22 protein-coding genes and 1 pseudogene are annotated in these 22,578 nt (G+C 66.3%); 11 read left to right on the top strand and 12 right to left on the bottom strand.

Features of this window, described 5'->3' with window-relative positions; genetic code table 11:
- Window positions 1–7: 7 nt before the first annotated feature.
- Window positions 8–1,165, bottom strand: coding sequence for a PLP-dependent aminotransferase family protein (locus LDJ84_RS11175; RefSeq protein ID WP_024765416.1), 1,158 nt, complete (start codon window positions 1,163–1,165; stop codon window positions 8–10).
- Window positions 1,166–1,247: 82 nt separating this feature from the next.
- Here LDJ84_RS11175 and LDJ84_RS11170 point away from each other — a divergent pair, with 82 nt between their 5' ends.
- Window positions 1,248–1,688 carry a MarR family winged helix-turn-helix transcriptional regulator gene (locus LDJ84_RS11170; RefSeq protein ID WP_024765415.1) on the top strand — a complete coding sequence of 147 codons (441 nt, stop codon included), beginning with the start codon at window positions 1,248–1,250 and terminating at the stop codon, window positions 1,686–1,688.
- On the opposite strand, the gene LDJ84_RS11165 is transcribed toward LDJ84_RS11170, so the two are convergent.
- Window positions 1,685–2,332 carry a hypothetical protein gene (locus tag LDJ84_RS11165; protein WP_065327605.1) on the bottom strand — a complete coding sequence of 216 codons (648 nt, stop codon included), beginning with the start codon at window positions 2,330–2,332 and terminating at the stop codon, window positions 1,685–1,687. The two genes, LDJ84_RS11170 and LDJ84_RS11165, sit on opposite strands and share 4 nt — an antisense overlap.
- A 162-nt stretch (window positions 2,333–2,494) precedes the next feature.
- Here LDJ84_RS11165 and LDJ84_RS11160 point away from each other — a divergent pair, with 162 nt between their 5' ends.
- From LDJ84_RS11160 to LDJ84_RS11150, 3 genes are read left to right on the top strand one after another with little or no spacing between them, the layout of a single operon-like run.
- A complete protein-coding gene (locus LDJ84_RS11160) occupies window positions 2,495–3,097 on the top strand; it encodes a LysE family translocator (protein WP_024765413.1) in 603 nt (200 codons plus the stop codon).
- Window positions 3,098–3,110: 13 nt separating this feature from the next.
- Complete coding sequence (locus LDJ84_RS11155; protein WP_024765412.1) at window positions 3,111–4,310, top strand: benzoate/H(+) symporter BenE family transporter; 1,200 nt, start codon at window positions 3,111–3,113, stop codon at window positions 4,308–4,310.
- 47 nt (window positions 4,311–4,357) lie between these two features.
- A complete protein-coding gene (locus tag LDJ84_RS11150) occupies window positions 4,358–5,521 on the top strand; it encodes an AAA family ATPase (RefSeq protein ID WP_226046322.1) in 1,164 nt (387 codons plus the stop codon).
- A gap of 112 nt (window positions 5,522–5,633) precedes the next feature.
- Here LDJ84_RS11150 and LDJ84_RS11145 read toward each other — a convergent pair whose 3' ends face one another.
- On the bottom strand, window positions 5,634–6,524 hold the full coding sequence (locus tag LDJ84_RS11145) for a bile acid:sodium symporter family protein (RefSeq protein ID WP_024765410.1): 891 nt from the start codon (window positions 6,522–6,524) through the stop codon (window positions 5,634–5,636).
- A 435-nt stretch (window positions 6,525–6,959) separates the two neighbouring features.
- Window positions 6,960–7,721: an SDR family oxidoreductase gene (locus LDJ84_RS11140; protein WP_226046321.1), complete on the bottom strand. Its 762-nt coding sequence runs from the start codon at window positions 7,719–7,721 to the stop codon at window positions 6,960–6,962.
- A 228-nt stretch (window positions 7,722–7,949) separates the two neighbouring features.
- On the opposite strand from LDJ84_RS11140, the gene LDJ84_RS11135 reads away from it, so the two are divergent.
- Window positions 7,950–8,954: an NADP-dependent oxidoreductase gene (locus tag LDJ84_RS11135; RefSeq protein ID WP_226046320.1), complete on the top strand. Its 1,005-nt coding sequence runs from the start codon at window positions 7,950–7,952 to the stop codon at window positions 8,952–8,954.
- A 190-nt stretch (window positions 8,955–9,144) separates the two neighbouring features.
- Window positions 9,145–10,893: a SulP family inorganic anion transporter gene (locus LDJ84_RS11130; protein WP_226046319.1), complete on the top strand. Its 1,749-nt coding sequence runs from the start codon at window positions 9,145–9,147 to the stop codon at window positions 10,891–10,893.
- On the opposite strand, the gene LDJ84_RS30915 is transcribed toward LDJ84_RS11130, so the two are convergent.
- Window positions 10,861–11,565 carry a methyl-accepting chemotaxis protein gene (locus LDJ84_RS30915; protein ID WP_413247457.1) on the bottom strand — a complete coding sequence of 235 codons (705 nt, stop codon included), beginning with the start codon at window positions 11,563–11,565 and terminating at the stop codon, window positions 10,861–10,863. The genes LDJ84_RS11130 and LDJ84_RS30915 overlap by 33 nt on opposite strands.
- Window positions 11,566–11,766: 201 nt before the next feature.
- Window positions 11,767–11,817: pseudogene (locus LDJ84_RS30910) on the bottom strand (hypothetical protein); the annotation flags it as partial.
- Between the two features lie 1,279 nt (window positions 11,818–13,096).
- Here LDJ84_RS30910 and LDJ84_RS11120 point away from each other — a divergent pair.
- Window positions 13,097–13,471, top strand: a complete 375-nt coding sequence (locus LDJ84_RS11120) for a hypothetical protein (RefSeq protein WP_169887890.1) — start codon at window positions 13,097–13,099, stop codon at window positions 13,469–13,471.
- Window positions 13,472–13,495: 24 nt separating this feature from the next.
- Here LDJ84_RS11120 and LDJ84_RS11115 read toward each other — a convergent pair whose 3' ends face one another.
- Together LDJ84_RS11115 and LDJ84_RS11110 are read right to left on the bottom strand one after the other, a co-directional pair.
- Window positions 13,496–14,104 (bottom strand): flavin reductase family protein, encoded by a 609-nt coding sequence (locus LDJ84_RS11115; protein ID WP_226046317.1) that lies wholly within the window; start codon window positions 14,102–14,104, stop codon window positions 13,496–13,498.
- Window positions 14,105–14,168: 64 nt separating this feature from the next.
- Window positions 14,169–14,447: a hypothetical protein gene (locus LDJ84_RS11110; protein ID WP_024767322.1), complete on the bottom strand. Its 279-nt coding sequence runs from the start codon at window positions 14,445–14,447 to the stop codon at window positions 14,169–14,171.
- Between the two features lie 150 nt (window positions 14,448–14,597).
- Between LDJ84_RS11110 and LDJ84_RS11105 the strand changes: the two genes are divergently transcribed.
- The gene (locus LDJ84_RS11105) at window positions 14,598–14,945 is read left to right on the top strand and encodes a GFA family protein (RefSeq protein WP_065327598.1); all 348 of its coding nucleotides are present in this window, start codon (window positions 14,598–14,600) and stop codon (window positions 14,943–14,945) included.
- Between the two features lie 78 nt (window positions 14,946–15,023).
- Here the strand turns inward: LDJ84_RS11105 and mnmH are convergent, their stop codons facing one another.
- Both mnmH and selD read right to left on the bottom strand, forming a co-directional pair.
- Entirely contained in the window at window positions 15,024–16,124 is a 1,101-nt protein-coding gene (mnmH, locus tag LDJ84_RS11100; RefSeq protein WP_226046316.1) for a tRNA 2-selenouridine(34) synthase MnmH, read from the bottom strand.
- Entirely contained in the window at window positions 16,124–17,158 is a 1,035-nt protein-coding gene (gene selD, locus LDJ84_RS11095) for a selenide, water dikinase SelD (protein ID WP_024767319.1), read from the bottom strand. The genes mnmH and selD overlap by 1 nt, the downstream gene beginning before the upstream one ends.
- Window positions 17,159–17,264: 106 nt before the next feature.
- Here selD and LDJ84_RS11090 point away from each other — a divergent pair, with 106 nt between their 5' ends.
- The 3 genes from LDJ84_RS11090 to LDJ84_RS11080 all read left to right on the top strand — a co-directional run bounded on the left by LDJ84_RS11090 (window position 17,265) and on the right by LDJ84_RS11080 (window position 18,956).
- Window positions 17,265–18,302 carry a patatin-like phospholipase family protein gene (locus LDJ84_RS11090; RefSeq protein ID WP_024767318.1) on the top strand — a complete coding sequence of 346 codons (1,038 nt, stop codon included), beginning with the start codon at window positions 17,265–17,267 and terminating at the stop codon, window positions 18,300–18,302.
- Window positions 18,303–18,381: 79 nt separating this feature from the next.
- Window positions 18,382–18,618 (top strand): type II toxin-antitoxin system ParD family antitoxin, encoded by a 237-nt coding sequence (locus LDJ84_RS11085; RefSeq protein WP_024767317.1) that lies wholly within the window; start codon window positions 18,382–18,384, stop codon window positions 18,616–18,618.
- Entirely contained in the window at window positions 18,615–18,956 is a 342-nt protein-coding gene (locus tag LDJ84_RS11080) for a type II toxin-antitoxin system RelE/ParE family toxin (protein ID WP_024767316.1), read from the top strand. Before LDJ84_RS11085 ends, LDJ84_RS11080 begins: the two co-directional genes overlap by 4 nt.
- A gap of 59 nt (window positions 18,957–19,015) precedes the next feature.
- Here LDJ84_RS11080 and LDJ84_RS11075 read toward each other — a convergent pair whose 3' ends face one another.
- Together LDJ84_RS11075 and LDJ84_RS11070 are read right to left on the bottom strand one after the other, a co-directional pair.
- Window positions 19,016–19,708, bottom strand: a complete 693-nt coding sequence (locus LDJ84_RS11075) for a response regulator (protein ID WP_024767315.1) — start codon at window positions 19,706–19,708, stop codon at window positions 19,016–19,018.
- A 43-nt stretch (window positions 19,709–19,751) separates the two neighbouring features.
- Window positions 19,752–22,409 carry a sensor histidine kinase gene (locus LDJ84_RS11070; protein ID WP_065327594.1) on the bottom strand — a complete coding sequence of 886 codons (2,658 nt, stop codon included), beginning with the start codon at window positions 22,407–22,409 and terminating at the stop codon, window positions 19,752–19,754.
- Window positions 22,410–22,578: the final 169 nt, after the last annotated feature.

The following is a 22,578-nucleotide window of genomic DNA, read 5'->3' as shown; positions in this document are numbered from 1 at the left end:
CATCTCCTCATTGGGCCTGGGCTTCGCGGATGACCGTCGCCAGACGGCGCAAACCTTCGCCGGCACGTTCCGGCGCCACGTGGCTGAAGTTAAGCCGCAAATAGCCGGGATTGGCATCCGGTTGCGTGAAGAAAGGCTCGCCCGGCATGAAGGCCACGTTCTGCGCCAACGCCGCGTCCAGCAGTGTACGGGTATCCAGCGGCTGCTTGAGCTTGAGCCAGAAGAACAAGCCGCCCTGGGGCACATTCCACTCCGCCAGCTCGGCGAAATGCTCTTCCAGTTGCTGCTGCATGGCGTCGCGGCGAATGCGATAGAAATCGCGCAGCTCGGCCAGGTGGCCGCGATAGGCCTCGGTGCCGAACCACTGCAGTGCCTGCCACTGGCCGACGCGGTTGGTGTGCAGGTCGGCGGACTGCTTCAGGCGCAGCAGGTGCGGGAACAGGTCCGGCGTGGCGATCAGGAAGCCCACGCGCAGCCCCGGCAGCAGCGTCTTGGAGACGGTACCGGTGTAGATCCAGCTGGATTTCTTCAGGCGACTGACCAGCGGAGTCGCGGCGCCCGCATCGAACACCAGCTCGCGGTAAGGCTCGTCCTCGATCAGGGTCACGCCGAACTCGTCGAGCACGGCGGCCACTTCATCGCGGCGTTGCTCGCTGTAGCGCACGCCGGACGGGTTCTGGAAAGTCGGGATCAGGTAGGCGAAGGCCGGCTTGCTGGCCTGCAGGCGCTGGCGCAGCGCGGCGACATCCGGGCCTTCGGCGCCCAGCGGCACGGTCAGGCAGTTCGCGCCGAACAGCTGGAAGGCCTGCAGCGCAGCAAGATAGGTCGGCGCTTCGAGCAATACCTCGGTGCCCGGATCGATGAACAGCTTGCTGGCCAGGTCGAGCGTCTGCTGCGAACCGCTGACGATCAATACCTGGCTCGCTTCGCAGGGCACGCCCAACGCTCGCGCCTCGGCGGCGATGGCCTCGCGCAGCGCCGGCTCCCCTTCGCTCATGCCGTACTGGCCCATGCTCACCGGCATGTCGTCCCAATTCACCTTCGGCAACATCGGCTCGGCGGGCAGGCCGCCGGCAAAGGACATCACCTCCGGGCGCTGCGCCGCGGCGAGGATTTCACGGATCAGAGAGCTTTTCAGTCGGGCGATGCGTTCGGAGAAGGCCATGGGGGTCACCGGTAGCGGGAGCACGGAAGAATGAGTCAAACTGCTTGACCGAAGCTACGACGCCCGGGATGGATACGTCAATATGCCTGACCTAACAAAAAACAGCCTGCAACTCGAAGCGATCCAGGCCTTCTTCTACAGCTACCGGGCCTTCACCGCGAAACCCGACGAGATGCTCGCCCGCCGCGGGCTGAGCCGGGTGCACCACCGCATCCTGTTCTTCATCGCGCGTAATCCGGGGCTGAGTGTCAGCCAACTGCTGGCCGCCCTGGGCGTGACCAAGCAGGCACTGAACCTGCCGCTGCGTCAGTTGCTCGAGCGCGAACTGATCAGCAGTGAGGCCTGCGGCAACGACAAGCGCAAGCGGCGGCTGGGGCTGACCGCTGAAGGCGGCAAGCTGGAAAAGGCCCTGCGCCGCGAGCAGGACCGCCTGCTGCAGCGCGCCTTCGGCGAGGCCGGGGAAGAAGCGGTGAAAGGCTGGCTGGCGGTGAACCAGGCCATTGCCCGCTCGCCGGACGATTAGCGGACGGCCCGCTCCTGCTCGCCGGCGGCGCGCAGGAAAATCAGCGCCAAGGGGATGGTGTTGATGATCGACAGCAAGGTGCCAAAGGCGAACAGTACGATGCTCGCCAGGCAGATGCCGCTCACGACGTCGAACCAGCCCATGACCTTCACCGAGGTGAACGGCAGCTGGATCTTCAGCACACGAATGCCATACCAGAGCTGCACCAGGCCGCTGGGCAGGTACATCATCATGAAATACACCGTCGCGTTGCTTTGGCGCGAGCCGGTCAGGTCGACGTCGAAAAGCATGGAAAACACCTGCATCACCACGGCGATGACGATGAGAATCCACATTGGCCAGCGGAGCCCGCGGGCCGCGAATCGATCCTCAAGCAGACGCGTGCTGCGCCAGGCCAGAAAACACCCCAGCAGCATACTCAGCGCACCCAGCCACTCCTCATACGGCATCAGGAACTTCGGGCCACCCGGCAGGCGAGCGACCATGCCGATACCGATCAGCGTCAGGTCCGTCAGCAGCAGAGCAAGCGTGAGTCCCGCCAGCAGCCGCAGCTTGCCGGACGACCAGTCGCCGACGAGGAAAGGCGTGGGCGCGCGCGTGTCGACCAATTCCACCTGCGGCGCGGCATATGGGTTCTGCTCCATGAACGGCTGACTCCTGTCTGTCGGGAGTGTGCAACATACTGCGGGCATGCGGGCCGTGCCAGCGATGCCGCCACTGTACGGGCCACTCGGCCACTGGCTGTTATGGGACAGCCCTGCGTTGGCAGGATTAGTCTGGCCCTACAATTAGACCGGTACTCCGCCATGCCCCTCGAACTCCTCGGCGCTTTCGTGCTGTTCGCCTTCGTCACCTCCATCACCCCCGGCCCCAACAACATGATGCTGCTGGCCTCGGGCGTGAACTTCGGCGTGCGCCGGACCATCCCGCACATGCTCGGCATCAGCATCGGCTTCCTGCTGCTGGTGGTCGCCGTGGGCCTGGGCCTGCACCAGCTGTTCGAGCGTTTCCCGGCGACCTACACGGCGCTGCGCTATGCCGGTGGCGCCTACCTGCTCTACCTGGCATGGAAGATTGCCCGCTCCGGCGCGCCCGAAGCGAAGGGTGAGAACGCCGCCAGACCCATGACCTTTCTCCAGGCAGCCGCCTTCCAGTGGGTCAACCCCAAGGCCTGGGTGATGGCCGTCGGCGCCATCGCCACCTACCTGCCGGCCAACAGCTGGATCGGCAACGTCGTGCTGATCGCCACCCTGTTCGCCGTGGTCAACCTGCCCAGCGTGGGCGTCTGGACCATACTCGGCAGCCTGCTGCGGCGCTGGCTGGAAGACCCACTGCGGCTGCGCCTGTTCAATGTCGGCATGGCCGCCCTGCTGGTAGCCTCGCTCTACCCGCTATTCACCCGCACCTGATGGAAGTTCGTGCATGACTGACACCACTCCCGCCGCCGCGCCCTTGCGCCCGCTGGCCGATTCTTCCCCCGCCGCCATCGTCGCCGGGTTCGTCGCCATGCTTACCGGCTACACCAGCTCGCTGGTGCTGATGTTCCAGGCCGGCCAGGCGGCGGGGCTGACCACCGCGCAGATTTCTTCGTGGATCTGGGCGCTGTCCATCGGCATGGCGCTGACCACCATCGGCCTCACCCTGCGCTACCGCACCCCCATCGTCATCGCCTGGTCCACCCCCGGCGCGGCGCTGCTGATCAGCAGCCTGCCCGGCGTGCCGTATGGCGAGGCCATCGGCGCGTTCATTGTCTGCGCCGCGCTGATCACGATCTGCGGCGTCACCGGCAGCTTCGACCGCCTGATGCGCCAGGTGCCCGGCTCGCTGGCCTCGGCGCTGCTGGCCGGCGTGCTGTTCCGCATCTGCATCGAGATCTGCAACGCCGCGCAGCAGCAGACGGCGCTGGTAGTGGCGATGTTCGTCAGCTACCTCGTCGCCAAACGTCTTTCGCCACGTTACGCGGTGTTCGCTGCGTTGCTGGTTGGCGTCGCCCTGGCCGGTTTCCTCGGCCTGCTCAACTTCAGCCACTTCCAGCTGGAGATCGCCCGTCCGGTGTGGACGACGCCGAGCTTCTCCCTGGCCGCCACCATCAGTATCGGCATCCCGCTGTTCATCGTCGCCATGGCCTCGCAGAACATGCCGGGCCTCGCCGTACTGCGGGCCGACGGCTACCAGGTGCCCGCCTCGCCGCTGATCTCCACTACCGGCATCGCCTCGCTGCTGCTGGCGCCCTTCGGCTCCCACGGCATCAACCTGGCGGCCATCAGCGCGGCGATCTGCACCGGCCCGGAAGCCCACGAGAACCCGCACAAGCGCTACACCGCCGCGCTCTGGTGCGGGCTGTTCTACGGCATCGCCGGCATCTTCGGCGCCACCCTGGCAGCGCTGTTCGCCGCGCTGCCCAAGGCGCTGGTGCTGTCGATCGCCGCGCTGGCGCTGCTTGGTTCGATCACCAATGGCCTGACCAACGCGATGGCCGATGCGCGCCAGCGCGAAGCGGCGATGGTCACCTTCCTGGTCACAGCCTCCGGTTTCACCCTGTTCTCCGTGGGTTCCGCCTTCTGGGGATTGGTTGCAGGCCTGCTGACACAGCTGGTACTGAACTGGCGTCGTTCCGCGTAAGACCCTTCTGCTAGCATGCGGGCGTTTGCCCGAACCGGATCGCCCGCATGCTGCACACCCTGGCCGTCGCCAATTACCGCTCGATCAACTCGCTGGTGCTGCCGCTGGGCCGGCTGAACCTGATCACCGGCGCCAACGGCAGCGGCAAGTCCAACCTCTACCGTGCCCTGCGCCTGCTCGCCGAGACCGCCCAGGGCGGCGTGGTGAATGCATTGGCGCGCGAAGGCGGGCTGGAATCCACCTTCTGGGCCGGCCCGGAAAACCACTCGCGGCGCATGCGCTCGGGCGAAGTGGAAGTCCAGGGCGGCCCGCGCAACGAAGTGAAGCGCCTGCGCCTGGGCTTCGCCGGTGAGGACTTCGGTTACGCCATCGCCCTCGGCCTGCCGCCCCCGCCGGTGGTCAGCGCCTTCGGCCTGGACCCGGAAATCAAGCACGAAAGCATCTGGGCCGGCCCCTGGTATCGCCCCGCCTCGCAACTGGTGGAACGCAACGGTCCGATGCTGCGTGCCCGCGAAGGCCGCAGCTGGCAGGTGCTGGAACAGCACATCCCGACCTTCGACAGCCTGTTCACCCAGATCGGCAGTGGCTCGGACTGCCCCGAAGCACTGCTGCTGCGCGAGCAGATTCGCGGCTGGCGCTTCTACGACCACTTCCGCACCGACGCCGACGCCCCCGCACGCCAGCCGCAACTGGGCACCCGCACGCCGGTGCTGCACCACGACGGCCGCGACCTGGCCGCCGCGCTGCAGACGATTCGGGAAATCGGCGATGCCAATGCCCTGGAAGCCGCCATCAGCGACGCCTTCCCAGGCGCCGAACTACAGATCGATTGCCAGCTTGGCGGGCGCTTCGCCGTCGCGCTGAAACAGCACGGGCTGCTGCGGCCCCTGAGCGCGGCGGAACTCTCCGACGGTACGTTACGCTACCTGCTGCTGGTGGCCGCCCTGCTCACTCCGCGGCCGCCGTCGCTGATGGTGCTCAACGAGCCGGAAACCAGCCTGCACCCGGACCTGCTGCCCGCGCTGGGACGGTTGATCATCGCGGCGTCGAAACACACCCAGGTCTGGGTCGTGTCCCACGCCAGCCGGCTGATCGCCACGCTGGAGGAACACCCCGAGTGCAATTGCCTGCACCTGGACAAGGAACTGGGCCAGACGCGCATCCGCGACCAGGGCATGTTCGATACCCCGGCGTGGCATTGGGCGGATTGAGCTCGGAGTCAGGCAACGATATGGCGTAGGAGCGACGGGAAAACAATCGCGGATGGAGTCCGCTCCTGCGCTCACGAGAACATGGACACCCGATGGCGGGTGCGGTAGCGGATCAGGCAGGCGCCTGCTCCGCGGCTGTCTTCGCCACGCCGCGGCTGACCCACCAGCCGAACAGACCAGCGGTGAAGAACATCAGCACGCCGTAGATCGCCGCCGGAATCGCCATGGTGCTGTTGTTCAGCAGCATCGGGCTGAGCGCCAGGGCAATGGCCAGGGTGCCGTTGTGGATGCCGATCTCCATGCCGATGGCGATGGACTGCGGCTTGGACAGCTTGAGCAGGCGTGGCACCCAGTAGCCCACGGCGAGGCTCAGCAGGTTGAAGCTCAGGGCGGCCGCGCCAACGATGGGGGCGTAGGTCAGGAAGGTCTGCCAGTCCTTGGTCACGGCCACGCCGATGATCACCGCCAGCAGCAGCGCCGAGAGGATCTTCACCGGCTTCTGCAGCGCCGCCGCCACGCTCGGCAGCAGGCGCCGCACGATCATGCCGATGGCGACCGGTCCCAGGACGATGACGAACACCTGCAGCACCTTGCCGAATTGCAGCGGGATGGTCTGGCCATCGTTCATGAAATAGAGCAGAGACATGTTGACGATCAGCGGCATGGTGAGGATGGCGATCACCGAGTTCACCGCGGTCAGCGTGATGTTCAGCGCCACGTCACCGTGGGCCAGGTGGCTGTAGAGGTTCGCGGTGGTGCCGCCGGGGGATGCGGCGAGCAGCATCATGCCCACCGCCAGTGCGGCTTCGAGGGCAAAGCCGACGGTAATGAGGAAGCACGCCAGGGGCAGCAGGATGATCTGGCAGACCAGGCCAATGAGCACCGGCTTGGGATAGCGCACCACGCGGGCGAAGTCGGCGACGGTCAGGGACAGGCCGAGGCCCAGCATGATGATGCCCAGGGCGATGGGCATGAAGAGCGTCAGCAAGGGATCGTTGGTCATTGTCATTATTCTCCAACTGGGGTGGGCCGATTGTTTCGGCCTCTTGGGCGCTTGTAACTGGCCTTGCAGGCCAAAACCACTTCATCCTGTAACAGAATGCAAAGTCTTGTTGCGAACGGGTCGGGATCGTCGGCGGGTACGCTTTTTGTAGGAGCGCGCTTGCTCGCGAACCGCCCAGCGCCGAATCGGCTGGTAAATGCGCTCCTACAGGTGATTCATGAAGTAATAGGACTGGGAACACCCTCTCCCTGAAGGGAGAGGGATTCGTCCTCCGCCACATTCAGTTCGTCGCTCACCTGACACCGTTTCGGTTACATGAAACGGGGGACAAGCCGGCTAAACGGGCGTGTCACCCGCATGCCGAACAGCCCCCTCTCCCTTCAGGGAGAGGGTTGGGGAGAGGGAACACTCGAACGCACCGCTCCCCCGAGACGATCAGATCGCCGTGGCCCCGCCATCCACCGGCAGCGCAATGCCCGTGGTGAAGCCGGCGTGGTCGCTGCACAGGTACAGCACCGCACTGGCGATTTCCTCGACGCGCCCCACACGGCCCACCGGATGCATGGCAGCGGCGAACTCGGCCTTCTTCGGGTCGGCCTCGTAGGCACGGCGGAACATGTCGGTGTCGATCACCGCCGGGCAGACGGCGTTGACGCGGATTTTCTTCTTCGCGTACTCGATGGCGGCGGACTTGGTCAGGCCGATCACCGCATGCTTGGAGGCGGCGTAGATGCTCATCTTCGGCGCGGCGCCCAGGCCAGCGACCGAGGCGGTGTTGACGATGGCGCCGCCGCCCTGCTCCAGCATCACCGGGATCTGGTGCTTCATGCACAGCCAGACACCCTTGACGTTGACGCCCATGATGGCGTCGAACTCGCTCTCCTCGCCGTCGGCCAGCTTGCCCTTCTCGATCTCGATGCCGGCATTGTTGAAGGCGTAGTCCAGGCGGCCGTAGGCGGCCACGGTGCCTTCCACCAGCGCCTTGACCTCGGCGTCGCGGGTCACGTCGCAACGGATGAAGGTGGCCTCGCCACCGGCGGCGCGGATCAGCTCGACGGTAGCTTCGCCGCCCTTGGCGTCGACGTCGGAAACCACGACCTTCACACTCTGCTGGGCAAAGGCCTGGGCGGTGGCGCGGCCGATACCGTTACCGGCGCCAGTGACCAGGGCAACCTGGCCGGAAAGCAGCTGACTCATGAGCGAACCTCGAAGCGGTTTGGGAAATAACCGTCGCAGTCTAGCCAGCGCTCCAGCGGCGCGAAGCACTATCAGGCGGGGCGACGTTCCTGCATCCATGGCAATGATGATTCCTGCAAATCCGGATCACTGGAACCGATGGGTGAACATTCCTCCGGCGGACGAAACTTGCCCCGGCGCAGCAGGCGGACTATCACCTAGGCTTTCCCCCTGACTGAGTCCACTGCCATGTCTGCCGAGATCAACCGCCAGTTCCAGCTCGCCCAGCGCCCGGTCGGTGCCGCCACCCGCGACACCTTCACCTATGTGGAAACCCCGATCGGCGAACCCGGCCCGGGGCAGATTCTGGTGAAGAACCAGTACCTGTCGCTGGACCCGGCCATGCGCGGCTGGATGAACGACGCCAAGTCCTATATTGCCCCGGTGGCCATCGGCGACGTGATGCGTGCCCTCGGCGTGGGCACGGTGATCGCCTCGCAGCACCAGGACTTCAAGGTCGGCGACGAGGTGAACGGCGCCCTCGGCGTGCAGGATTACTTCCTCGGCGAGCCGAAGGGTTTCTACAAGGTCGACAGCCAGCGCGCGCCCCTGCCGCTCTACCTGTCGGCACTGGGCATGACCGGCATGACCGCCTACTTCGGCTTCCTCGACGTCGGCCTGCCTCAGGCCGGTGACACCGTGGTCGTCTCCGGCGCCGCCGGCGCGGTGGGCAGCGTGGTCGGGCAGATCGCCAGGATCAAGGGTTGCCGCGTGGTGGGCATCGCCGGCGGCACCGACAAGTGCCGCTATCTGGTGGATGAGCTGGGCTTCGACGGCGCCATCGACTACAAGGCCGAGGACGTCAACGCCGGCCTCAAGCGCGAATGCCCCAAGGGCGTGAACGTATTCTTCGACAACGTCGGCGGCGACATCCTCGACGCCGTGCTGGCCCGCCTGGCGCCCAAGGCGCGGGTGGTGATCTGTGGCGCGATCAGCCAGTACAACAACAAGGAAGCCGTGCGCGGCCCGGCCAACTACCTCTCCCTGCTGGTCAACCGCGCGCGCATGGAAGGCATGGTGGTGATGGATTACGCCCACCGCTTCCAGGAAGGTTTCAAGGACATGGCGACCTGGATCGGCGAAGGCAAGCTGAAATCGAAGGAAGACATCGTCGAAGGCCTGGAAACCTTCCCCGAGACCCTGGCCAAGCTGTTCAGCGGCGAGAACTTCGGCAAGCTGGTGCTCAAGGTCTGATCCGCCCCTCAGCCCCAAAGCCCCTCTCTCCCGCTAGCGGGAGAGAGTTGGGGTGAGGGGTAAACCCAGCGCTGAAGTTGCCGTGAGTTGCTGGGATGGCTATGCGCCCTCTATCTCAATGATTTCCGACAAGCTCTGAGGCGCCTTTCCAGCTAGGATTTCCCTTGGCCGATTCCAAGGAAGATCCCCGATGTCCCTCGCCCGCTGGCTGCCCGGTCTGGACAGCCTGCTGCACTACCGCTCCGACTGGCTGCCGCGCGATATCCAGGCCGGCCTGTCGGTGGCTGCGGTGCAGATTCCCACTGCCATTGCGTACTCGCAGATCATCGGCTTTCCACCGCAGGTCGGGCTCTACGCCTGCATCCTGCCGATGCTGATCTACGCCATCGTCGGCAGCTCGCGGCAATTGATGGTCGGCCCGGATGCCGCCACCGCCGCCATGGTCGCGGCGGCCATCACGCCGCTGGCGGCAGGCAACCCGGAGCGGCTGCTGCAACTGTCGATGATAGTCGCGGTGCTGGTGGGCGCGCTGTCCATCGCCGCCGGTTTCGCGCGTGCGGGCTTCGTCGCCAGCTTCCTGTCGCGGCCGACGCTGGTGGGTTACCTCAACGGTATCGGCCTGAGCCTGATCGCCGGCCAGCTCGGCAAGATCCTCGGCTACCACAGCGAGACCAGCGGTTTCGTCCGCGGCCTGATCGCGCTGGTGCGCAATCTCGCCGATACGCACCTGCCGACGCTGGCGCTGGGCGTCGGCACCCTGGCGCTGATGATCCTGTTACCACGTCGCTACCCGAAGATTCCCGGCGCACTGGTCGGCGTGTTGTTCGCCTCGGTCATCGCCGCCCTGTTCGGCCTGGACCAGTGCGGCATCAAGCTGCTCGGCGAGGTGCCGCAAGGCCTGCCCCACCTGACCTGGCCGAAGACCAGCGTCGAGGAGGCCGGCAGCCTGTTCCGCGATGCCATGGGCATCACCATCGTCAGCTTCTGCAGCGCGATGCTCACCGCGCGCAGCTTCGCCGCCCGCCACGGCTACGCCATCGACGCCAACCACGAGTTCATGGCGCTGGGCATGGCCAACATCGGCGCGGGGATTTCCCAGGGCTTCGTCATCAGCGGCGCCGACTCGCGTACCGCGGTGAACGACATGGTCGGCGGCAAGAGCCAGATGGTCGGCGTGGTCGCCGCCCTGGTGATCGGCCTGGTCCTGCTGCTGTTCAGCAAGCCGCTGGGCTGGGTGCCGATGCCGGCGCTGGGCGCGGTGCTGCTGATGGCCGGCTGGGGCCTGATCGACTTCCGCGCACTGCGCGGTTTCTGGGCGCTGAGCCGGTTCGAGTTCGGCCTGTGCGTGCTGACCACGGTCGGCGTGCTCAGCGTCGGCGTGCTGCCGGGCATCTTCGTCGCCATCATGCTGGCCCTGCTGCGCCTGCTCTATCTCACCTACCGCCCGCACGACGCGGTAATGGGCTGGGTGCATGGCATCGACGGCCAGGTGGAAATCGAGCAATACCCCAACGCGCGCACCTTGCCGGGGCTGGTGATCTACCGCTTCGACGCGCCGATCCTGTTCTTCAATGCCGACTACTTCAAGCAACGCATCCTCGAGGTGGTGGCCCAGACGCCGAACGCCCGCGCCGTGCTGCTCAACGCCGAAGGCATCCTCAACCTGGACATCAGCGGCCTGACCACGCTACGCGAAGTGCAGCAGACCCTGGAGGCCCGGGGCGTTTACCTGTCGCTGGCGCGGGTCACCGGCGAAACGCTGGCCCTGCTCAAACGCTCGCAACTGCTGGGCGAGGTCAAGCCGCCGCTGGTGTTCAGCTCCGTGCGTGCGGGTGTCAACGCCTACCGGCGCTGGCACCAGCAGCGCAAGCGCGAGCAGGAAGCGGCCGAGCGCGCCGCGGCGGCGTCACAGCCGGAACTGCCCCACCAGCCCCTGTAGCTCGCGACTGAGCTGCGCCAGCTCGACGCTGGACGATGCGGTGGACTCCATGGCCTGCGCCGATTCGTCGGCGATGCCACGGATGCTGGTGACGCTGCGGCTGATCTCCTCGGCGACCGCGCTCTGCTGTTCGGAAGCGGCGGCGATCTGCTGGTTCATCTGGTGGATCACCGCCACCGCCGAGGCGATGTTGCCCAGCGCGGCCTCGGTCTGTACCGCGTCGCCCACGGTCATCTCCACCAGCGCGTGACTGCGCTGCATGCGCTGGACCGACGTGGTCGCGCCGCTCTGCAGTGCGGCGATCAACGTCTCGATTTCGGCGGTGGACTGCTGGGTGCGCCGCGCCAGCGCCCGCACTTCGTCGGCCACCACGGCAAAGCCCCGGCCCTGCTCGCCGGCCCGCGCCGCCTCGATGGCGGCATTGAGCGCCAGCAGGTTGGTCTGCTCGGCGACGTTCTTGATCACCACCAGCACGCTGCCGATGCTCTGGCTCTCGCGGCCGAGCTGCTCGATGCTTTCGGTGGCCGCGCGCACGGCGTCGGCCAGTTGCTCGATACGGCCAAGGGTCTGGCGCACCACATCCTGCCCGCTGGCGACCTTGCCATCGGCCTGTTCGGCGGAACTGGCGGCTTCCTCGGCGTTGCGCGCGACATCATGCACGGTGGCCGCCATCTGGTTCATCGCCGTGGCGACCTGATCGGTCTCGGCCTTCTGCGAGTTCACCCCGTGCTGGGTGCGCTCGGTGACGCTGGAAAGCGCCTGCGCCGACGCGGTGATCTGCCCCACGCCATCGCTGAGGCGGCTGACAATGCCGCGCAGGCTGTCGGCCATGCTGCCCACCGCGCCCATCAATTGGCCGACTTCGTCCTTGCGCCGCACTTCGACACTCACACTCAGATCGCCCTCGGCGATGCGGCTGGCCATGCCGATCACCTGGCGCAGCGGCCGCACGATCATCCAGGTGATCAGCAGCGAAGCCAGTGCGCCCACCAGCAGCGCCAGCGCCGCCGAAGCGACGATCAGCAGCGTATTGGTGCGTAGCTGGGTCTGCATGGCCGCCCGCTGCGCCGCATAGGCGTCATCGACCTGCTGCATGACCTGGGCCGCGCGGTCGTTCATCTGCGCGTGGACCTGTTTTTCCTGCTCGAGGCTGGCGGTGTATTCGTCGAGCTTCTCGACGAAGGCGTTGATGTTGGTGATCACGTCCTTGAGCACCGAGACGTAGGTCGGGTCGGTGATGGCCTCCTGCAGCTTGGCGGACAGTTCCAGCGCCTCGGCGGCGGACTTGATGCGCCCACCCTCGGCCTTCTCGCCGCTCTCGCCGCCGACCGCCATGCGCGAGCGCGCCTCGTTCAGGCCCTGCAGCACCAGGCGGTAGAGCTGGCTGACCTGGGCGGCCTGCTGCAGCAACTCCTCACCCTTCTGGCCCTGGGATTCCTTGAGTTCGTAGGCGCCGTCATCGGCCAGGCTGGATTGCAGGATGTCCAGGCTGTTGGACGCACCGTTCACCGACCAGGTGGCGGCGTCCAGCGACAGCCGCCGGCTTTTGCTGGACTTTTCGAACTTCTCGAATGCCGCCAGGTAATCGGCGATGCCCTGCTCCACCCGGGCCATGACTGCCGCCTGGTCCGGCCGGGCCTTGAGCCGCGCCACCGCCTCGCCGAGATTGCCGGCGTGCTCGCGCAGGCGCTTGGCGGAAGCATCGCTGGCGTCGATGACGAAATCCTTCTCACTCTGGCGCATCTCCAGCAGTTCGCGGTTGATGGTCGACATGTCGCCGAGCAGGTCGAAGCGCTGGGAAATGGCGCGCAACGACGTCACGCCGATGACCGCCACCAGCGCCGTGAGCAACAGCACCAGGCCGAAGCCGATGGCCAGTTTCTTCGCCGTGCCCATGTCGGCCAGACGACGCTGCACGAAGGCAACCATGGCTACTCCCCCCATCCGCAATGGCGTTGCAGGAAATCCTCGTAGGTCTCCTGCTCGTTATCGGTGCTTGTGGGCGGAACATTAGGAGCGCTGCCCATCGACTGGATAGAGGGCGCGACGGTGATGGCACGGTGATGCTGCGCAGGGATACGTGGAGGTCGTATCCAGAACACTGAACAGGACTTTCCTGGCACGGATACGGAAATCGCCGACAGCGACCTGCCTGCCCGACCATTCAGATTCCGACACCTGCCCTTCCACTCCAGGTGCGCGGATGAACGCCTTCTATCAACTGGTCCTGCAGCGCCCGCTGACAGGATTCGCCGACCAACTCTTCCTGCCGGAGCTGTACCGCGAGCAACGCCGCCTCGACCCCCTGCTGCTGACGCGCGGGCATCTGCCGATTCGGCATTTCGTCTGCCCGCAGACCTACGACGAGAGCAAGGGCGAATGGCTGGACTGCTGGTTCGAGGCGCAGGCCGGCTGGCGCCTGGTACAGGTCGTCGTCAGCCTGGTTCACGGCAGTACGCTGGAATTCACCCACCGCGACGAATTGCTCTCGGAACTCTTCGCCCTCGGCGAGCGGCTGGACGAGGCGCGCCTCGGCGACATCCGCTGGCAACTCGGCCTGGAGCTGGAATTTGCCTGACGTCGCAGCGCCAGGCGCGCAGCCCTACTTCGGACGAATCATGCTGAAGGTGTCACGGGTGTAGCTGTACTGGGTGCCGCCCAGACGGCCCACCAGGTCCAGCCGCGCCGGGTCGATGTGGCGTTCGTCCTGCATCACCGCATCGTCGATATGCGCCAGTAGCACTCGGGCGAAGATCAGCATGCTCGAGGGGTTTTCCGCCGGGTACGGCATGATTTCCGCCAACTGGCATTCGAAGGCCACCGGCGCGCCCACGACGCGAGGTGGAGCAACACGCTCGCTGGGCACGGTGGCGATGCTGGCGTGCTCGATCTCGCTGACGCCGTGGGGCAGCCAGGCGGCGGTAGCGTTCATGGCTTCGGCCTGCGCGGCGCTGACCAGGTGGATCACCAGTTCGCCGGTCTCGCGCACGTTGCGCAAGGTGTCCTTGACGCTGCCGTCGTCGCGCACGCTGGTGTTGACCAGCAGGGTCGGCGGCGAATCGCTGATGACCTGGAAGAAGCTGAACGGCGCGAGGTTGCTTTGTCCCTCTTTCGACAGCGTGGAGACCCAGGCGATGGGCCGCGGCGTGACGGTGGAAGCCAGCCAGCGATAGGCCTCGGCCTTGGACAGTTGGGTGAAGTCGAGTTGCATGGGCAGATCCGGACAAATCGGTGGGAAGACGCGGACCGCGCCAGGCGGCCCGGCGGTGCGCGGCTCAGCGGCCGGCGCGGGATTCCTTGATGTAGAAACGCGCGCGGCTGGCCTTGTCGGAGCAACCGGTGTACGCCTCGACCTGCTGCTGGGTCTTGGCGGCGGTCAGCAGGCCCAGGGCCTTGGAGTAGCTGACTGTGCCGGCGAAGCCTTCGGCCTTGGCCAGGTCCAGTTCGTGCCAGGCGGCATCCAGTTGCGAGGCGCAACTGTCGCGGTTGACGGTCTTGCCCGAGCAGCCAGCGACGGCCAGCGCCAGGGCGATGATCAGGGGAATGCGCGGCATGACGGAACTCCTGGGAATATTCGCGGTGAATCCAGCTTAGAACGCGGCGCGGGGGCCTGCCGGATGGCGCCGCAGTATGCCATCGGACGGATGGCGTTCAAGCGACTACTACACTGTCTGCCCACGGGATATCCCGACAGGAGAAGGATCATGGTGCATCAGGGCAGTTGCCATTGCGGGCAGATCGCGTTCGAAGTGGAAGGGGATGTCGGTGAGGTCGTGTCATGCAACTGCTCGATCTGCCGGCGCAAGGGCTCGCTGCTCTGGTTCGTGTCGCGCGGCAAGCTGAAGCTGACGACTCCTGAGAGTGCGATGAGCACCTATACGTTCAACACCCATCGCATCGAGCATCGCTTCTGCCCCACCTGCGGCTGCGCACCGCTGGCCTACGCCAGCGCGCCGGACGGCACGCCGATGGCGGCGATCAATGTGCGCTGCCTGCCGGGAGTGGAGCTCGCCGGGCTGACGGTGAAGGAATACGACGGCAAGAGCCGGTGAACAGACCAATGCCCCGCTGCGGCCTTGAAATCATCGCGGACGGAGTCCGCGATCAGCCAGCCGCTGCAGAAGATTCGATCAACGCTCCGCGCGGAACCGCAGGTATTCCACCACCTCGTCCTGGGTGCCGCGGAACTCCACGCGCTCGCCCTTGCTTTCGCGCTGGAAGGCGTACATCGGGTCGTAGTATTCGCCCAGCAGTCCCTCGATCCAGCCCCGGTGCAGGTCCACCGCGCCCGTCACCTTCTGCTCGTCCAGCGCTGCGTCCATGATCGCCGCCAGGCGCTGATAGCGCTCGCCGCCCAGCCGCTTGACGATGCCCGACAGGCTCTTGCGCAGGTATACCGCGAAGGAGTCGAAGCCCCCCTCCTCGCCCACCACCTGGACATGGTCGGCGCACAGATTCACCACGTAGTCCTTGAGGATGCGCTCCACGCGCTGCTCGAAGCTGTCCTCCAGCCACACCAGCGGGTAGTGCTGCATGCCCTGGTACAGCTCCAGCGGCACCGAACAGCTGCCAACGATGCGGCCCTCATCCTCCAGCACGAACTGCTCCATGCCGGCGTGGCGCTTCTTCAGGATGTCGATGGCCAGGCGGTTCTCGAAATCGATCTGCGCGGGCTGCGGCGTGGCGCGGCGGCCGAAGGCGGAGCCGCGATGGTTGGCGTGGCCTTCAAGGTCCAGGCTGTTGGCCAGTTGGGCGATGACCTCGGTCTTGCCGGTGCCGGTCAGGCCGCCCACCAGCACGAACTGGCATTCCTCGGTGGCCGCACGGGTGGTATCGAAGAGGAATCCACGCATCGCCTTGTAGCCGCCGACAACCCGCGGGTAGTCGATGCCAGCCTCGGTCTTCAGCCACTGCTGGGTGATCTGCGACCGCAGGCCACCGCGGAAGCAGTACAGGTAACCTTCGGGGTTGGCCTTGGCGAAATTCGCCCAGGCTTCGATCCGCTCGGCCTTGATCTGGCCGCAGACCAGTTCGTGGCCCAGGGCAATGGCCGCCTGTTGGCCATGTTGCTTGTAGCTGGTGCCGACCTTCTGCCGCTCGATGTCGTTCATCAGCGGCAGGTTGATCACATTGGGGAAGGCGCCCTTGCCGAATTCGACCGGGGCGCGCACGTCCATCATCTTCACATCGCCGAGGAACAGCTCGCGGTAGTGGCGGGTGTTGTCGCGCATCACTCCACCTCGACCGCGTGGCGCTGTCGGCCAACCAGTTCGCCGATGGGCGCCAGGTCCATGCCCAGTTCCTTCGCCGTGGCGAGGAATTGCGCTTCTCCCTCCGGCTCCACTGCCACCAGCAGGCCGCCGCTGGTCTGCGGGTCGCACAGCAGCAGCTTGTGCAATTCGGGCAACGGCGCGATGCGCTCGCCGTAGCTGTCGAAGTTGCGCAGGGTGCCGCCGGGCACGCAGCCGGCTTCCAGGTAATGCTCGACGCTGGCCAGGCGCGGCACGGCGTCGTAGCGCACGCGAGCGGTCAGCCCGCTACCGTCGGCCATTTCCACCAGGTGGCCGAGCAGGCCGAAGCCGGTGACGTCGGTCATCGCCTTCACGCCGTCGAGCTTGCCGAAGCGCGCGCCGGGTTTGTTCAGGGTGCACATCCAGTCGCGGGCGACGCCCACGTCTTCGGCGCGCAGCCTGGCCTTCTTCTCGGCGGTGGTGAGGATGCCGATGCCCAGCGGCTTGGTCAGGTACAACTTGCAGCCGGCGGTGGCGGTGTCGTTGCGCTTCATGAAGCGCTTCTCCACCAGCCCGGTGACGGCCAGGCCGAAGATCGGCTCGGGCGCGTCGATGGAATGCCCGCCGGCCAGCGGGATACCGGCTTCGTCGCAGACCTTGCGGCCACCGGCGATCACTTCACGGGCGATTTCCGGCGCCAGCACGTTCACCGGCCAGCCGAGAATGGCGATCGCCATCAGCGGGTCGCCCCCCATGGCGTAGATGTCGCTGATCGCGTTGGTGGCGGCGATGCGACCGAAATCGAAGGGATCGTCGACGATCGGCATGAAGAAGTCGGTGGTGGACACCACGCCGCGTTCGGCGTCGATAGCATAAACCGCAGCGTCATCGCGCGAGGCATTGCCGACCCACAGCTTCGGGTCGAGGTTCTGCGCGCCGCTGCCGGCGAGGATCACCTCCAGCACCTTGGGGGAAATCTTGCAGCCGCAACCGGCACCATGGCTGTACTGGGTCAGGCGGATCGGTTCGCTCATCGGGAGGCTCCGGCAGGGAAACAAACGCCGATTCTAGCAAAGCCCGGCTTGGCTCGACCGGTGTGCCCGGCGTATCGTCAGGCAGTTCGTAACGCGGAGTTGCCCTATGTCAAAACAGATTGCGCTGGTGCTTGGCTCCGGCGGAGCCCGAGGTTATGCGCACATTGGCGTAATCGAGGAGATCGAGCGGCGTGGCTATGAAGTGGTGTGCATCGCCGGCTGCTCCATGGGCGCGGTGATCGGCGGCATCTACGCCGCCGGCAAACTGGGCGAATACCGCGACTGGGTGGAAAGCCTGGACTACCTCGACGTGCTGCGCCTGCTGGACGTCAGCTTCCGCCTCGGCGCCATCCGCGGCGAGCGGGTGTTCGGCAAGATTCACGAACTGCTCGGCGAGATCAATATCGAGGACTTGCCCATCCCCTACACGGCGGTCGCCACCGACCTGACCAACCAGCAGGAAATCTGGTTCCAGGAAGGTTGCCTGCACCAGGCCATGCGCGCTTCGGCGGCGATTCCCAGCCTGTTCACCCCGGTCATGCAGGGCACCCGCATGCTGGTGGACGGCGGCCTGCTCAACCCGCTGCCCATCGTCCCGGTGGTCTCGACCCACGCCGACCTGATCGTCGCGGTCAATCTCAACGCCACCAACCAGCGCCAGTACTCACTGCCGGTGATCGAGCGCCCCGCCGCCCTGAAAGGCCGCTTCGATGCGGTGCTCTCCGGGCTGTCCAACAAGCTGAGCTTCTTCCGTAAAGGGGAGTCCGAGCCGCCACCCGAGCTGATCGCCGACGCCCTGCTCCACCCGGTCCCGGCCGCCGCCGAGGAGCCCGCCGAGCCGGAAATGCAGCAACCCGCCGCCGCCCCGCAGGCCAAGGGCTCGCCGCGCTCCGCGACCGGCAGCCACGTGATCGACAGCAGCAGCCCGGCCTCCTTGCTGGAACTGGTGAACCAGAGCTTCGAGGTGATGCAGACGTCGCTGGCGCAGTACAAGATCGCCGGCTACCCGCCGGATATCCTGATCAACGTGCCCAAGCGCGTGTGCCGCTTCTTCGAGTTCTACAAGGCCCCGGAACTCATCGCCCTCGGCCGGCAGATCGCCAGCGATACGCTGGATAGGTATGAGGCGGAGAATCCCTACTGACCGGCTGGCGGAAGGCTTTTGCCATGCGGAATGAACGGCGTATGCTTTGGCAAATTTTGCCATTTCCGAGAGAGCCGGCATGAGCACGATGAATATCTCCCTGCCTGAAGCATTGAAAGGCTTCGTCGATGATCAGGTCAGCCAGCGTGGCTACGGCACCAGTAGCGAATATGTGCGCGAGCTGATCCGCAAGGACCAGGATCGCCAGCACCTGCGTGATCTGCTTCTGGCCGGTGCTGCGTCCGAGCCCGGTGAAGCTGTGGATGACGGGTATTTCGAAGCGCTGCGTGACCGCGTACGCAGGCGCGATTCGTGAAAGCCCGCCCGGTCAGACCCCGGGCCATAGCCCGGCAGGATGTCGCAGAGTCCTTGGAATACTATTTGAGCGAAGGTGGTGAGAAGGCCGCCTTCGGCTTCATCGACGAGCTACAACGTGCCTATCAGTTGATTGCACGAAACCCCGCAGCATCCTCTTCACGATATGCCCACGAACTGGACATTCCAGGCCTGCGCAGTTGGCCTCTGAAACGCTACCCACACTTGGTGTTCTTCATCGAGCGAGCCGACCACATCGATGTCTGGCGCGTGCTTAACGGTAAGCGAGATATCGCCGACTGGCTGCTGACCAACGAAGACCAAGGCTTCAACCTGTAGGAGCACCCCATGGGCGCGATCACGGGCATGGCCCACGCAACAGCGTGAATACCGGGCGATCAGGCCTCGCGCAGGCGGTAACCGACGCCCGCCTCGGTCACGATAAAGCGCGGACTCGCCGGATCATCGGCGAGCTTCTGCCGCAGATGCCCAACCACCACCCGCAGATAGTGCGTGTCCTCGGTATGCGTCGGCCCCCAGATATCCTTGAGCAGTTGCTGCTGGGTAACCACCCGCCCGACGTGCCGAGCGAGGGTCGAAAGCACCGCGTACTCCTTGCGCGTCAGCGAGACTTCGTCACCGTCGAGCAGCACCCGGCGGTAGGAGAAATCCACGCTCAGCGGCCCGACCGCCACCACCGCTTCCTGCGCCTCGCCACTGCCGCCCTGGCGCAGCAACACACGGATGCGCGCAAGAAACTCCTGGATGCCGAAGGGCTTGGTCACGTAGTCGTTGGCGCCGCTGTCCAGCGCCAGCACCTTCTCGCTTTCGCTGGCGCGCACCGACAGCACCAGTACCGGTACCTGCGACCACTCGCGCAACTCACGCAGCACGTCCTGGCCGTCCTTGTCCGGCAGGCCGAGGTCGAGCACCACCAGGTCCGGTCGCCCCAGCGCGGCCTGGGCCAGGCCCTCCTCGCCGGTACCGGCTTCCAGCACCTTGTAGCCGCCAGCGCTGAGGCTGATGCGGAGAAACTTGCGGATCTGCGGTTCGTCGTCGACGACCAGAATCGTGGCGGCGCTGGCGTTCATCGGGGTGTTGGGCTGGCTGACGGAAGCGTTCAGCTTGAGCCTTTCAGACAGCAGCATCAAGCTCCTCCATATCCGGCTGCTGCTGCAGCGGCAGGTGCAGCACGAGGGTGGTGCCGCGCCCGTCGATGCCATCCTCGACGGTGATCCGCCCGCCGTGGGCACCGACCATGCCCTGGCAGATCGCCAGGCCCAGCCCGGTGCCCTGCCCGCCTCGGTCACCACGGGCCGCGGTGTAGAACATGTCGAAGATCTTCTCCCGCTCCGCCGGCGGAATTCCCGGCCCTTCGTCGCTGACCGAGAAGCGCAACTCGTCCTCGATGGAATCCACTGCAACGCGCAAGCGGCCCTGTGGCGGCGAAAAGCGTGCGGCGTTTTCCAGCACGTTGACCAGCGCCTGCTCGATCAGCGCGGCGTGCACGTAGAGCAGCGGCAACTCCGGCGGCACGCGGGTTTCCACGCGATACGGCGCGACCACGGCGCGCAGGCGGTTGAGCGCGCTGCCGACGATGTCGCCGGGCGATACCCAGTCGCGCGAGAGTTTCAGGCCGCCGTGGCCGAGGCGGGTCATGTCCAGCAGGTTCTGGATGTAGCGGTCCAGGCGTTCGGCCTCGTCGCGGGTGCTTTCCAGCAGTTCGCGGCGGTCCGGCGGCGGGATCGCGTCGCCCAATGCCAGCAGGCTGTCGATGGCGCCGCGCATGGAGGTCAGTGGCGTGCGCAGGTCATGGCTGACCGAGGCCAGCAGCGCGCTGCGCAGTTGTTCGGTTTCGCCGTGCAGGCGCGCGGCTTCCAGGTCTTCGGCCAGACGCGCACGGGCCAGGGCCTGCCCCAGCGGCTGGCCGAGGGCGGCGAGCAGACGGCGGCGCGAACCTGGCAGCGGTTGGCCATCGCGCGGGCTGACACCCAGCAGAGCCAAAGGGCCATCCTCGCCGAACAGCGGCCACCACCACCAGCGCCCCCCCGGCAGCGTGCCGGTACCCAGCCCGGCGGGCTGGTCGTGTTGCCAGGCCCAGTCGGCGGCGGCGCGCTCCTGGTCGTCGAAAGGCCGGTTCAATCCTCCTTCGACTTTCCACTCGCGGTTGACCTGCCCGAGCAGGCAGATGTCCAGCCCGTCCCAGCCGCCCAGTTGTTGCGCGGCGGCGGCCATCACCGCCTGGCGATCGGTGGCGGCGGTGAGCTTGCGCGACAGGTCGAGCAGTTGGCTGGTCTCTTCCTGCGTCTCGCGCAGGGCCTGCAATTGCCGGCGCTGGCGGGCGGCAAGGTTGCCGGTGAGGCCGGCCATGAGCAGGAAGAACAGCAGCGTCAGCACGTCTTCTTCGCGCTGGATGGAGAAGGAGAAATGCGGCGGGATGAACAGGAAGTCGTAAGCCAGGAACGACAGCACCGCGCAGGCCAGCGCCGGGCCGAGGCTGCTGCGCACCGCCACCAGCAGCACGGCGGCGAGGAACACCAGGGAGATGTTCGGCAGTTCCAGCACGCTGGCCACGCCCCAGGCCAGCGCGCTGGCGCAGGCAGCGGCCAGCGCGGCGAGCAGGTAATTGCCCCAGGGCCAGGGCGTCTGCGCGCGAACCTTGGGTGGCGTGAGATCAGCCTCGCTGTCGAGCACGCTGATTTCCAGCCCGTCACCCAGGCGCAGCAGGCGCGCCGCCAGGCCGCCGCCGAACAGCTGGCGATACCAGCGTTGTCGTGAACGGCCAACCAGCAACAGCGTGGCGCGACGCTCCTTGGCATGTTCGACCAGGGTTCGCGCGACTTCGCCACCGCGCAGTTCGACGACATCGCCGCCGAGGCGCTCAGCGAGTTGCTGGGCGCTCTGCAATTGCATGCGCGACTCTTCGCTGCGCGCCTCGCCGGTGTCGACATGCACCAGCGACCAGGGCAGGTGCCGGCGTTCGGCTACGCGACTGGCGTGGCGCACCAGGCGTTCGGCGTTGTGTTCGCCATCCACGCCGACCAGCAGGCGCCCACGCACGGCGGGCGCCTCGCCGCCCTGCTGGCGGTAGCGATGGGTAAGGTCGGCATCGACCCGCGCGGCGGCCGTCTGCATGGCCAGCTCGCGCAGCGCGGTCAGGTTGGTCTGGCTGAAGAAGGCATCGATGGCGGCGCGCGCCTGTTCGGGCACGTAGACCTTGCCCTCGCGCAGGCGCTCCAGCAGTTCGCGCGGCGGCAGGTCCACCAGCAACAGCTCGTAGGCTTCCTGCAGGACCCAATCGGGCACGGTTTCGCGCACCTGCACGCCGGTGATGTCGCGGACGTGGTCGTTGAGGCTTTCCAGGTGCTGGACGTTGACCGTGGTGTAGACGTCGATGCCGGCGGAGAGCAGCTCCTGGATGTCCTGCCAGCGCTTGGCGTGGCGGCTGCCGGGTGCATTGCTGTGGGCCAGTTCGTCCACCAGCGCCAGCGTAGGCGGGTCGGCGAGCAGGCCGTCGAGGTCCATTTCTTCGAGGGTGATGCCACGGTAGACGGAGCGCTTGAGTGCCTGCTGCGGCAGACCGGCGAGCAGTGCTTCGGTTTCGGCGCGGCCGTGGGTTTCGACGATGCCGACGCGCAGCTTGACGCCCTGGCGCAACTGGCTCTGGGCGGCCAGGAGCATGGCGTAGGTCTTGCCGACACCCGGAGCGGCGCCGAGGAAAACCTTGAGGCGGCCACGGCCCATGGCAGGCAGGTCGGCCAGCAGGGCGTCGGCGCGGTTGGGGTCGGTCATGTCGCTATCCTCGAAGTGCCTGATGGCGCTCGTTCATGTGTTGCTGGAGAAGGGGCCGAAACCTCTTTCCCACGGGAAGATTCCGTCAGCCAGCGCCGCCTTCCTGCATAGCGTCGACGGCGCTCCTACCAGAACAACGCGCGCGTGCGTTCACGATCAGAGTCGGCGG

It is taken from the genome of Pseudomonas sp. HS-18, assembly GCF_020401845.1.
In the GTDB taxonomy this organism is placed as follows: Bacteria; Pseudomonadota; Gammaproteobacteria; order Pseudomonadales; family Pseudomonadaceae; genus Pseudomonas; species Pseudomonas nitroreducens.
The sequence above is the reverse complement of the archived record's forward strand: the minus strand, read 5'-3'. Positions and strand labels throughout refer to the sequence as shown.